Source organism: Flammeovirga sp. SJP92 (genome assembly GCF_001583495.1).
Taxonomy (GTDB): Bacteria; Bacteroidota; Bacteroidia; order Cytophagales; family Flammeovirgaceae; genus Flammeovirga.
Genome location: NZ_LQAQ01000088.1, coordinates 1 through 13134 on the forward strand (window position 1 = coordinate 1; position 13134 = coordinate 13134).

Genomic DNA, 13134 nt, shown 5'->3' on the forward strand with positions numbered 1-13134 from the left:
ATATAGATATTTCTGAAAGAGCAGATGGAATGGAGACAGACACTTCAGAAATTCCAGGTTTTGATGGAGGTAAAGTTTCAGGGATAGGTCTTGTATATAAGTGGGATAGTAGAGATTATGTAATTGCTCCTACGAGTGGACATTATATAGAAGCAAGGTTTGAAACGAATCAATCTTGGATGGGATCGGAGTATAGCTTTAATCGTTTCTTTTTAGATGCAAGAAAATACATGGACCTTACTAAGGAAAAAGAAGGTAAAACAGTCTTGGCCTTGCAATGTGCTTTACAGACCACAAATGGTGATGTTCCTTTTAGGGAAATGTCATTAATGGGAGGTATGTATATGATGAGAGGGATTTATGAAGGTAGATATCGAGATAATAATATGTTGACTTTCCAAGCTGAAGTAAGACAGCATTTATTCTGGAGGATTGGTATGACAGGCTTTGTTTCTACTTCGAATGTATACAATAATCAAGATGGTTTTGATTTTAATCTAATAAAAGTTGCTGGGGGCGGTGGATTTAGATTAGCTTTTAATAAAGATGATAAAGCATCATTAAGAGCTGATTATGGTTTTGGCCCAGAAGGGAACTCAGGGCTTTACCTTACCTACGGAGAGGCTTTCTAAGTTTTTGAAGAAACTGTTGTTTCATAATTGCTAACAATAAGTACAAATTCAAAATTATCTCATACTAATTCTATTTATTGTTTTGCGATTACTTCCTTCAAAAAACTTTTAATAGAACCACTATTAATACGTTTTTTAGCGTTGTACTCCCAAAAAATAAATTAGAATTAACTACGATTTATTTTTGACTTTGTACTTAGATTGAAAAATTATAACAAAAACACACCTTAATTATTTTTATTACATTTGAAAAGACTGAACATAGTCAAAAATTTAAACTATTGATTTTTTTATTATGCCTTTAAGAATAGCATCTACCTTTTTCTGTTTATTTGTACTTTCAAATTTTATTTTTGCTCAGTCAGAGGTTGATACCTTATATAGATCTCAATTTACGGCATTCCCATATCCTGCATATGCCCAAGAAACAAGTTGGGAATTTGGTGCTGTAGGTGTATATCAATTCAAAACAGCCAATGCTACTTTTGGTACACGGCCATCCAACATTTATTTTATAGGTTTTTACACTTTAGAAAATCAAATGAGATTTAAACTAGAACATACTCTATTTACAAATCATGAAGATTGGGTTTTGGAGGGGCTGTTGGAATATTCAAAATACCCTGAGAAGTATTATGGAATCGGAAACAATACGCCCAATGATAATGAACAATTGATGGATTGGTCAAAAGTGGAGTTAAGACAGCAGTTATTGAAAAAACTCACAGACAAAATGTTTTTGGGGGTACAGTATCGATTGGTCAACTTTTGGAATATTAGTGTAGAAGAACGAGCAGATGGTACAGGAAGTTTGGAAGAAATTCCAGGTTATCAAGGAGGGATTAATTCAGGTTTAGGATTGGTGTACAAATGGGATAAGAGAGATTTTGTGCTGGCACCAACCACAGGTCATTTTATTGAATTCAGAGCCGAAAGTTATGGAAGTTGGCTGGGGAGTGACTATCAATTCAATGCATATAAACTGGATATGAGAAAATACCTTTCTCTCAACAAGAAAAAACCATATAATACGGTATTAGCTTTTCAAGGAATATTAAATCAAACTTATGGTGAAGTACCATTCAGAGAGTTGTCTTTGATGGGAGGCTTGCAGATGATGAGAGGTGTATATGAAGGAAGGTTCAGAGATCGTCATATGATGGCTTTTCAAGCTGAAGTGAGACAGCATCTTTTCTGGAGGCTTGGAGCCACCGCATTTTTTTCTACTGCACAAGTAGCACCGAATTGGAACGCTTTTCTTTTTGATCAATTTAAATTTGCAGGAGGGGCAGGGCTCCGATTGCTGATCAACAAAGATGACCGTGCAACTTTAAGAGCAGATTTTGGAATGGGACCTGATGGAAGTTCAGGATTGTATTTAACTTTTGGAGAAGCTTTCTAATTTATTTAGACTGTTTCTTACTTATTCATATTTTTTTGAAAAAATCAATACCTTTTTAATGATTGTAAAAAAGATACAATAGTGTATGAAGTACGCTTAGTATTATTTAATATGTAATTCTAATTACAATATTTTTAAGCAGACAATAAAACAATTCCTATTTAACTATAGTTTATTATTTTGTTCCCATTTTGGAAAATTTTCCTTTTTAAAATAACTGTTTTTTGACGTAATCAGCGCAAGTGTTACAAAGTTGTATACTGAATTGTTGTTTTTGAGTAGTCTTAGAAAAATACAATAAATCAGCAGATGAAAAAGTAATTTATATAGCGCTTTATATTGAAGATTTCAAGAAAAAAAGATAGAAATTTTTTAAAAAAAAGAACCTCGAAAAAGTTTGCAATACTCCGTAAAACAATCTTAATTTGCTAGAATAAAGGTGCTCTAAGTGACGCTTAAAAACTTAGAGTGAAAAGGGAAATAGGTGTAAATCCTGTACTGTACCCGCAGCTGTAAGTAAAGAGAAAATACTTCATTTTTAACCACTTTGGTAGATGATAAAGGGAAGGTGGAAGTATTGAATTTTACAAGTCAGAAGACCTGCCTTTATCTGCTCGTTATTCTTTTTCGGGTTAAAAAAGGAGCAACATCCTATCATCTAAAAAATAATACGCTTGTTTTTTTGTGTAGGAAATCACTTACTCTATTTTTTTAGAGTGCCTTAAATTTAAGTGTTTTTTCACTTGTGTGTTGTACTAAGAAACGTAAATAGAAAATGAGCTTACTTGATAAACGTGTAGCTTACAAACCATTTGAATATCCTCAGGCTCAGGATTTTATAGATGCCATTCATCAGACATTCTGGATCCATTCAGAAGTGAATTTTGATGCTGATATTCAACAGTTTAAAACGGATCTGTCAGATAACGAAAGAGAGGTTATTGGTAATATCCTTAAGACTTTTGCACAGACAGAAACAAACGTTCAAGATGATTTCTGGGGTGTTGTTGGACAGTTCATTCCAAAACCTGAAATAGCGGCTATGGCTATTACTTTTGCCGAAAATGAGGCAAGACACGCTTCTGCTTATGCACGTTTAAACGAATTGTTAGACTTGGATAACTTTGAAGAGTTCTTAGAGGATGAAACGGCTATGGAAAGATTAGAAATGCTTTCTAAAGTAGCAGTAGATGAAAAAGGGAAACCATCTCCATCAGACCTGTTGCAAAGTATTGCTATCTTTTCTTGCTTTACAGAAAATGTAAATCTATTCTCTCAGTTTGCAATCTTATTATCCTTCAAAAAGTTCAAAAACCAACTAAAAGGAATAGGAAACATCATTAAATGGAGTGCTAAGGATGAAAACTCACACGCACGTGCAGGAATGTGGTTATACAATACTTTAATTTCTGAATATCCTGAGTTGAATACTCCTGAGTTGCAAGAGCGTATCTATGAAGCAGCAAAAATATCACATGATGTAGAAGTCCGTCTTTTGACAGGAATCTTTGAGAAAGAAGAATTATCATTCTTACCATTGGATCACCTCATTCACTTTATGAGAGATCGTCTAAATAGAAGTTTACACGAAATTGGTTTGAAGCCAATTTTTGAAGTAGATCAGCCAACACTTCAGAAAATGCAGTGGTTTGATGAAGAAGTTTTTGGTCATGCACATGACGACTTCTTTGCGGTAAGACCTACAGAGTACACTAAAAAATCTCAATCTGTTACTGCAGACGATTTATTCTAAAGCTTTAGAAAATCATCTACGTGCAAAAGGCATTACCTGCCCTTTTGTACGCTCAATACTATATATTACCACCCTCAGTTCTAAATATTTTTATGTCTGATATTAACATGACTATCGAGACTTCACAGTTAGATTCACACCCGAAATGGATGACTGATGAAGGACTCCAAACCCTAAAAAGCGGTTACCTTCTAGAAGGTGAAAATGTCCGTGATGCTGTAACAAGAATTGCAAAAGCAGCTGCTTCTCGTTTAAAAAGACCAGATTTTGAAAAAAGGTTTTTTGATGCAATATGGAATAATTATTTATGTCCTGCATCACCTGTGTGGTCCAATATGGGTACCGAAAGAGGCTTGCCAATTAGTTGTTTTGGTAGTTATGTCCCTGATAGTATTGCAGGTATTGGCAGTACATTGGCAGAAGTAATGATGATGTCCAAAATTGGTGGAGGTACATCAATCAATGTTTCAGACGTTAGACCTAGGGGCTCTGATATTACGAATAATGGTACAAGTAATGGTGTATATCCTTTCTTAGAAATGTTTGATTCTGTGATTAATGGAACAAATCAAGGAAACACAAGAAGAGGAATGTTAGCCGCTTACCTTGATGTAGAACATGGAGATATTGATGAGTTTTTAACGATCAAAGATGTTGGAAAATCAATCCAGAATATCTTCATGGGTGTTTCTGTTTCTGATAATTTTATTCAAAAAGTAAAAGAAGGAGATCAACGCAGCAGAGAGGTATGGGCCAAAGTCATCAAGTCAAGAATCGAAAAAGGTATTCCTTATATTTTATATAAAGATAACGCTAATAATCAACGTCCAAGATGGTACAAAGACCAGGGTATGGAAATTAAAGCTTCTAACCTTTGTTCTGAAATTATGTTGCCATCAAACGATGAAGAATCATTTGTGTGCTGTTTATCGTCATTAAACCTAGTGAGATACGATGAATGGAAGGACATAGACTTGGTTGAAACTGCTATTTTCTTCCTAGATGCTGTAATGGAGGAGTTTATTGCGAAAGCAAAAGACATCCCTCATATGGAAAGAGCTGTGAATTTTGCAAAAAACCACAGAGCGTTAGGTTTAGGAGTTTTAGGATGGCACAGTTTCTTGCAGAAGAAGAAAATTCCTTTTGCAGGTATAGCAGCTGATTCTTGGACTAGAATTATCTTCAAACAAATCAAAGAGCAATCTATCAGAGCTTCTGAGAAATTAGCATCAGCTTATGGAGAACCTAAAGTAATGATGGATACAGGTAGAAGAAACTCAACGTTGTTGACAGTGGCGCCTACTACTTCTAATGCTTTGATTGCAGGCGGGTACAGCACAGGTATTGAGCCAATAGCGAGTAACTACTATGTGATGGATTCAGCAAAAGGTACATTCTCTCGTAAGAATAAAAACTTAGAAGCTTTATTGGATGAAAAAGGATTGAACACACCGGATGTTTGGAAACAAATATTGGCAGATGGCGGTTCTGTTCAAAATATTGGAGGATTGACAGAAGAGGAGAAAGAACTATTTTTAACTTTTAAAGAAATCAACCAATTACAGATTGTAAAACAAGCAGCATTACGTCAGTCTTATTTAGATCAATCTCAAAGTTTGAACTTGAACTTCCCTCCAACAACACCTGTAAAGGAAATCAATAAAGTAATGCTTGAAGCACATGCTTTAGGAGTAAAAACTCTTTACTATCAAAGAAGTGAGAGTATTCTAAGAACTCAAATGAATGTGACAGGAGACGAATGTATTTCTTGTGAAGGTTAATCTCTTTTTGAAGAGTTTTATATAAAGAAAAGGCTATTCTATATCATAGAGTAGCCTTTTTTAGAATTAAACATGCAGTTTATTTATACTATCGCAAACTAAAATTTCTTGACAAGACCCCCCATGTACGGTGAGTACTTGGGAGGCTTGTCTATAAGTATGGCGGGTGAGTGTCCCCGCGCTCATAAATGAGCCAAATTAATTAGTTGCTTTGACCTACAAAGCTTAAGACCTACAAGAGGTATTGATAATTAACAGCAAACTGTAATTATTGCCTTCAATTCCTTATTCTAATTAATAAGTACTTATTGATTTTTTCTTTTGACGGATTTTAAAAGGAGAGAAATAAATTCTTTACCTTAAGTAAGGTGATAGAAAGGGAACCTCAGAGGAGCATGTCTCCTCTGAGGTAGAATAGAACTATAGACAAAATTTCTACTCTATATACCCGCCATATATTTTTAGAGCACCTAATAGTATTAATCTAAGAGGTGTACATACATTCTTATATTCATTTTGACTTAAGCATTCATCTCAGTTATTGTATTGTTAAAAAATACTAATCGAGAATATGCTAATTTTGCACTGTGTTTTGAGGAGTGATGTTGTTTTTATTTCATTTTCATATATGCAATTTTACAACAGTTTTACCTTTTTTACAAATATTAAGCAAGGGTGAATAAATGGTGAAATTTTAATTTTTTTGTACTATTCTTATAAGTATACTGTGTTAAGTTAGTAAATATATCAATCGGTTTCGGAAAAGATGATTTTAAAGAAAACAAAGAATGGGAGTCACTAAATCGGTTGCATAAAATTACCTATTTTTATATTAATTGTATAAATTACAGTTTTAACTTGTATAATTTTTATGAAACCATAAAATGAAAAAAATGAGATTATTTTAATTTTTTTTCAGTGGATTGAATATTCTATCTATTTTACACTGAATGACTTACTATTTTAATAATTTTTGATCTATTCTTAATTTCACAAACTACTATGGAAATCCAATCCGCAGACCTGTCTTCGTTTACTAAATTGACTGAATACCCTTTTTCTCCACATTTTAATGAGTATAATGGAATAAAGATGCATTATATTGATGAAGGGCAAGGAGAGGTAATACTGGCTCTTCATGGGGAGCCCTCTTGGAGCTATTTATACCGAAACTTTATACCTGTTTTATCCAACTATCGCTTTATTGCTCCAGATCTGATAGGGTTTGGTAAATCAGATAAGCTGTCTTCTAAAAAAGATTACAGTTTTGAACTGCATTATGAATCTTTAAAAGACCTGATCAATACATTAGAATTGGATAACATAACCATAGTGGTTCAAGATTGGGGAGGCCTTTTGGGATTGAGTTTATTAGGAGAATTTCCTGAAAAGTTTAAAAGGGTAGTGATTATGAATACCTTCTTGCCAAAAGGAAACAAGCTGTCTCTATTTTTTAAAATGTGGCAACTTTATGCTAAATATCACCCCTTCTTATCCATAGATGGAATCATACAGAAAGGTACCTATGCAAAATTGGATAAAGAAACATTAGAAGCTTATCGCCTCCCATTTCCGAACAAAAAATCCAAGGCTGGTGCAAGCATTTTTCCTTCGTTGGTACCTTCAAAACCAACAGATGACGGTGTCTTTGAAATGACAAGGGCAAGAGATGTTTTATCGAAATGGGATAAGCCTGCCTTGGTGATGTTTTCTGATAAAGATCAAGTACTTGGTGGAATGGAGAAGTTCTTCTATAAACTTATTCCAGATGAAGTACAAACACGAATTATGATTCACAATGCCGGTCATTTTCTTCAAGAAGAGAAAGGGGAAGAGATTGCAAATCATATAAAAGCATTTATTGAAAACAATAAATTAAATGGCTAATTAGGATGATATTTTCTATATGGTTCTTTCTGTTAACGGTGCAGATAAAAATCTTTCATATTATTGATACAGAAAAAATTATAAGTGATTTCAGTAAAAGAGCCTTTTCGTGAATATTTATTGGTATCAAAATATTTCTTCTGTTCATTAAATCGAAGGTTTTTAACATAGTCGTGGCACTCGTTACTTTCATGGTTTCTGCCTGAAAGTTGAATTCTATCAGAACTGCCTATAGTATATTCAATGATTCCATTACTTCCGTTGGCCCAACTGCCTTGATATGAAGTAGCAGAAAAAGTGTGTATTTCGTTTTTAAACTCATATATCCAGTCATAACGATAGAATTCTCCATTGTGTTTGAGAATCATTTGCGTAGTGGTGTTTAATCCAAAATGCCCATGAGCGATATAGTACCTAGTATTATTACTGCTAGATGAACTGCCATCTCCATTATCTTCAATGGTATTATATTGCCGTTTGGGCTCAATCTCATGAGAACCACATGATATAACTGAGAAGATGAATAAGGAAGAGAGTAATAGTATTGTTAGAGATTTCATTTCTTGAAATTATTGATGTTTAACTAAGCTTTGATTGGTAAGATACGCTTTAAATTTAGACAAAAAATCCTACTTCTGAAATTAAAGTAAAAGACCACCCTGAAACATTCAAGGCGGTCTGAATAGCAATTTCCGTTAGTAACTGTATTATGAATTACGTTCTATTCGTCCTATAGTACATAATCAAAAAGATATGATTCGATGTTAACAATTTTAATTTCAACACAATTTAAGAGGTCGGGGTTATTCTTAAATTGATTTTATTTTGATGAATTTTGTCGAAATGATGTAGGTACAAACCCATGTCTGTACCTACTTTTTTAAACTACACTATTTAATTAAATCTATAATAAGGGGAGCAATCTTAGTACCCATCATTTTGATTCAAGTTAGGATTAGCCGCTACTTGAGTAGGAGGAATAGGGAATAAGTATCTATGAGACCCATCACTAGCTTTACCTTTACTTGGGAGCCAGAATAAATAAGAGTTGCCGTTTTCGTCTACTCTTTCCTCAAAAGCGTCAGCATCATTTTCCATTTGTTTGTTTTGCCAAGCTTCTAAGTATTTACCATGACGGATGATATCCTGTCGTCTTACGCCTTCCCAGCATAATTCCCAGCCTCTTTCCATCAAAATAAAGTCTAAGATGTCATTTACTTTTCCATCACTTTGAAGTTGAGTGAAATGAGCATTTGCATCTGCTATTGGAGATGAAGAGTCAAATCTATTGCCTTCAGTTCTCAATTTATTGATCATTGAGATGGCCTCTCCATTCATTCCTTTTCGAGCTAATGCTTCAGCATGCATTAACAATACATCTGCATATCTGATGATTGGAAAGTCATTACCTGACCAACCACCCCAAGATACTCCAATAGAACCTAAGTCTGGCTCCCATTTCATCAGGCGGACACCTTGTGTTTTATTGGCATCGAACAATGGAAGCTCTTGCTCATGTTGGACCATTGTTCCATCTATTTTTTCAAACTCTGTATAGAATTGATTTTTTCTACTATCAGCATCATCAAATGACTGATAACGGTCTGTCATAATTGAGAAACCATTCCACTTAGAAGGTACACCCCACTCAATACCTTTTACTTTGTAAGTGTCGTAGTGTACACCCCAGCTATTACCGTGATTTCCTAGTGGATCATCCGCAGTATAAGTAATGGCAAAAATATAGTCAGTGTTATTTTCTTCATTTGCAAGCTTAAATGTTTCAAGATAATCAGGGTATACAGCATATCCCATTCCCTCAATTACTTCACTATACTGAATTACTTTGTCCAGCTGTTCATCCGTAGGGTCTACTACTTTACTTCCATCTTGGAAATATACACCTGCATTGAGGTATATTTTGGTCAATAAAGCATAAGCTGCACCTTTACCAACTCTTGCATAGTTTGGCTTTTCAGGTAGACCATCTTTGATCGCTTCTAACTCATCCACGATGAATTGTGTTACTTCAGGACGTGTACTTGCTGGTGTATCTCCATTGTGTTTGGTTGTCAACACTAATGGCACATTTCCGAACATATCCATCAAATTGAAGTAATAAAATGCTCTTAGAAATCGAACCTCATTGGTAGTTGAAACTATTTCATCTGTTTGTTCAAAACCTTTTAAAGATTCAATTAAACCATTTGCCCTTGCTATACCTGTGTAAGGTGCATTCCATAATCTAGGTAGGTGAGGATGATTTTCATTCCAAGTATGTGCATTCAATTGAAGCCATTTTCCACCGTCATACCAGTCACCGCCTCTTGTTGGTACTAGCGTTTCATCTGAACAAACCTGAGAGAAACCCCAAGCATTTTCATGGTGATAAAATGATCTTAAAGATGCATAAACAGGAGCAACTGCTGAAGGTAAGTTTTCAGGGTCTTGAAAGTACTCATCAGTAACCGAACTGTAGAGTTTTTCATCAAGATTTGTACATGAAGTCGAAGATATTAATGCACCTGCAGCAAGTGCAATCATCAATTTATTTCTTAACATAATAATTTCTTTAATCTTTTTGGGAATGGGACAATTTAGAAGCCTACTGATATACCGCCGATAAATGTTCTTGCAGCAGGGTAGTTGTTGTAATCAATTCCAATTGGAGGAACTTGACTACCGCCAGCAGGAGCGTTCACTTCTGGGTCATAACCTGAGTAATTTGTGATTACAAATAAGTTTTGACCTGAAACATATAATCTTAGATTACGGATATGTTTCACATTTTCCATTCCGAACGTGTACCCTAAAGTTATGTTTGAAAGACGGATGAATGTAGCGTCTTCAATGAATCTTGAGTTGTAACCTGTTTGTCTGATTCCTTCATCAACAGCAGGTTTTACGACGTTGTAAGTACTGTTTTCACCATAAAGGTCATTAGTTGAAGAAAACTCTAAAGCAGTATTATTGAATACTTGATGTCCTGTTGCTGCATTAAAGAAGAAGTTGAAATCCCATTTTTTGTATCTAAATGTGTTATTCAAACCAAAAGTCCATTCAGGTAATGCTTGACCTAACACTTCATTCTCCTCAGAAACTAAAGCATTGCCACTTTCATCCAATCCAATGTAACGAGGACCCCAGAAAGTACCGTAGGGTAAACCTGGCTTGATCACTTGAGAGAATTGACCTACTTGACCACGGCCACCTACAGCACCTGTAAGTATCTCTTCATAATCACCAATGTTTTTCACTTCGTTTTTGTTATAAGCAGCTACTAAACCAGTTTCCCAAGTGAAGTCATTTTTGCTGAAGTTCAATGTATTGATTGAAATCTCAATACCTTGGTTTGTTAACTCACCAACATTTTGAAGGTAAACATCAACTGGAGCAGGTTGTGGGGCTTGAAGTTCTAACAATAAGTTGTTTGTGTTTTTTTGATAGAAATCTAAAGTACCATACACAATACCGCTGAATAATTCATAGTCAAAACCAAAGTTCAATTGAGTAGTTTCTTCCCACTGAAGGTCTGGATTAGCGTAGTTGTTGTAAGTTACACCAGAACCAATTCCAACAGCACTGTATTCTTTATTTCCAGAGAGAGTAGGTAATGATCTATAGTTGCCAATTTCTTGAGAACCTGTAACACCCCAACCTGCTCTAAGTTTTAAGTTGCTCACTACACTGCTTGAGCTTAAGAAATCTTCTTCCGATAATCTCCAAGCGGCAGAGAATGAAGGGAAAACACCCCATTTGTTATTTGCTCCAAATCTTGAAGAGCCATCAGCACGGACAGTAGCAGTGACAACGTATTTATCTTTAAAAGATAAGTTGGCTCTACCAATCCAAGAAATCAGCTTACTTGATTCCTTGTATGAATCTACAAGTATAGCACCATTGGCCGCATTTAGATTGTTTTCTGCTGTTTCGTCGATATCAAAACCAGTTGCATTTGAAGAATTGTAATCTCTACCAAATTCTTGGTAAGTATAACCTGCTAAAGCATTCAGCTTAAGGTCTCCAAACGTTTTTGTATAGTTAAGTGTTCCTTCTAAAAGGATATTATGTAAATTATTATTTCTTACATCAGCAGAACCATTTCCTTTGCCCACCCATTCGATTGTACCAGGCAAGTAAGCTTTTCTTTTGGCTGAAGTGATATCACCACCAAGGTTTAATTTACCTGTTAAGCCTTCAATGAATTGAGCTTCAATGAATACATTACCCAATACACGCTGAGTGTTTGTAAAATCACGAACAGAATTGGCCATGATGTATGGATTTTTCTCTAACTGATTTGAAGAAGAGAAATCTTCAGGTAAAAGTGGAGACATACGCAGCATATTGTTGATTACACCTCCGTCAAGAGCACCACCAACACCATAAGGAAGGTTGTTGTTTTTTGTGAATGCACCCATCATGTTAGCGCCTATTTTCACTCTGTCGCTTAACTTCTGAGTGATATTCATTCTACCGCCAATTCTTTCCATGCCAGAATTGATCATAATACCTTCTTGATTAAGGTAATTGACAGAAAATCTGTATTGCGTTTTTTGAGTGCCACCAGAAACCCCAATGTTGTGATTTTGAGTGATGGCATCACGTGTCATCAATTCTTGCCAGTCTGTATTAGCTCCTAAATCAAGAGGGTTAGAACCTTCAGCGGCAGTAGCTGCTCTGTATTCGCCTGCATCTAATACATCTACTTTTTTCGAAATCGAAGAAACACCAAAATAAGCGTCATAATCTACTTTTGCAGTTCCTTCTTTTCCTTTTTTAGTAGTGATGATGATTACACCGTTAGCACCTCTTGCTCCATAAATTGCAGTAGCAGATGCATCCTTCAAAACATCAAATGATTCGATGTCGTTAGGGTTGATTGATGCTAAAGGGTTTTTTGACGCTGATGCAGAATAAACACCTGAAGTCCCAGGGTCTGAAGCAGTATTATCAATTGGAAAGCCATCAATCACATACAAAGGCTCATTGGAAGCAGTAAGTGATGTACCACCTCTGACTCTGATATTCACGCCTGCACCAGGTTCACCAGAAGATGGAGTCATTTGTACACCGGCAATTTTGCCTTGAATCAGTTGATCAGGAGAGGCCATTACACCTTGGTTGAAGTTCTCAGATTTAATAGAAGCCATTGCTCCAGTTACATCCTTTTTCTCCATTTGACCGTAACCAACAACTACGACTTCTTCAAGTTGTTCTGCATCAACTTTAAGTTGGATAATGAAGTTGCTTTTGTTGCCAATTGTAACTTCTTGATCAAAGAAACCAATATAAGTAACTAATAAAGTTTCATTTTCTTCTGGGACGTTTAGACTAAATTTACCTTCAAAATCTGTGGTTGTTCCAAGTGTTGTTCCTTTGATAATTACGTTTACACCTGGTAGTGGAGAATTAGTATCATCATTTACAGTACCTGTGATAATTCTATCTTGAGCATGAGCTCTAAAAATAGTAAGTAATAGAAATACAGATACAATACAAATTAGTTGTATACCTTTTTTCATTTGTTACATGCGGTTTATTAATCGGTAATGAATAGTTAGAACACATGAAGGACCATGTATATTTAGTTATTTCATTTCCATTTTTTCATTCCATAGTTATAGACTAGTAGAGCTGCTTTAATTTTAAAATTTAATAGATCTCGAGATTTGAGCT

Annotated in this window: 8 protein-coding genes and 1 riboswitch; of the genes, 5 read left to right on the plus strand and 3 right to left on the minus strand. The window is 35.1% G+C overall.

Going from position 1 to position 13134, the window contains the following annotated elements; translation table 11 throughout:
• The 5 genes from AVL50_RS18480 to AVL50_RS18500 form a co-directional block, all read left to right on the plus strand.
• Positions 1-632: BamA/TamA family outer membrane protein (locus AVL50_RS18480; RefSeq protein ID WP_157491430.1), on the plus strand; the 632-nt coding region annotated here is incomplete at its 5' end.
• Positions 633-927: 295 nt separating this feature from the next.
• A complete protein-coding gene (locus AVL50_RS18485; RefSeq protein ID WP_062617968.1) occupies positions 928-2034 on the plus strand; it encodes a BamA/TamA family outer membrane protein in 1107 nt (368 codons plus the stop codon).
• Positions 2035-2454: 420 nt separating this feature from the next.
• A riboswitch (cobalamin riboswitch) is annotated at positions 2455-2657 on the plus strand.
• A 152-nt stretch (positions 2658-2809) separates the two neighbouring features.
• On the plus strand, positions 2810-3787 hold the full coding sequence (locus AVL50_RS18490) for a ribonucleotide-diphosphate reductase subunit beta (protein ID WP_062617969.1): 978 nt from the start codon (positions 2810-2812) through the stop codon (positions 3785-3787).
• A 107-nt stretch (positions 3788-3894) separates the two neighbouring features.
• Positions 3895-5568: a ribonucleoside-diphosphate reductase subunit alpha gene (locus tag AVL50_RS18495; RefSeq protein ID WP_157491431.1), complete on the plus strand. Its 1674-nt coding sequence runs from the start codon at positions 3895-3897 to the stop codon at positions 5566-5568.
• 1002 nt (positions 5569-6570) lie between these two features.
• Complete coding sequence (locus AVL50_RS18500) at positions 6571-7455, plus strand: haloalkane dehalogenase (protein WP_062617971.1); 885 nt, start codon at positions 6571-6573, stop codon at positions 7453-7455.
• 32 nt (positions 7456-7487) lie between these two features.
• On the opposite strand, the gene AVL50_RS33065 is transcribed toward AVL50_RS18500, so the two are convergent.
• From AVL50_RS33065 to AVL50_RS18515, 3 genes are all read right to left on the minus strand, one after another.
• Positions 7488-8015 carry a hypothetical protein gene (locus AVL50_RS33065; RefSeq protein ID WP_157491432.1) on the minus strand — a complete coding sequence of 176 codons (528 nt, stop codon included), beginning with the start codon at positions 8013-8015 and terminating at the stop codon, positions 7488-7490.
• 364 nt (positions 8016-8379) lie between these two features.
• Positions 8380-10017, minus strand: coding sequence for a RagB/SusD family nutrient uptake outer membrane protein (locus tag AVL50_RS18510; protein WP_062617973.1), 1638 nt, complete (start codon positions 10015-10017; stop codon positions 8380-8382).
• A gap of 35 nt (positions 10018-10052) precedes the next feature.
• Positions 10053-12980: a TonB-dependent receptor gene (locus AVL50_RS18515; protein WP_062617974.1), complete on the minus strand. Its 2928-nt coding sequence runs from the start codon at positions 12978-12980 to the stop codon at positions 10053-10055.
• Between the last annotated feature and the right edge of the window lie 154 nt (positions 12981-13134).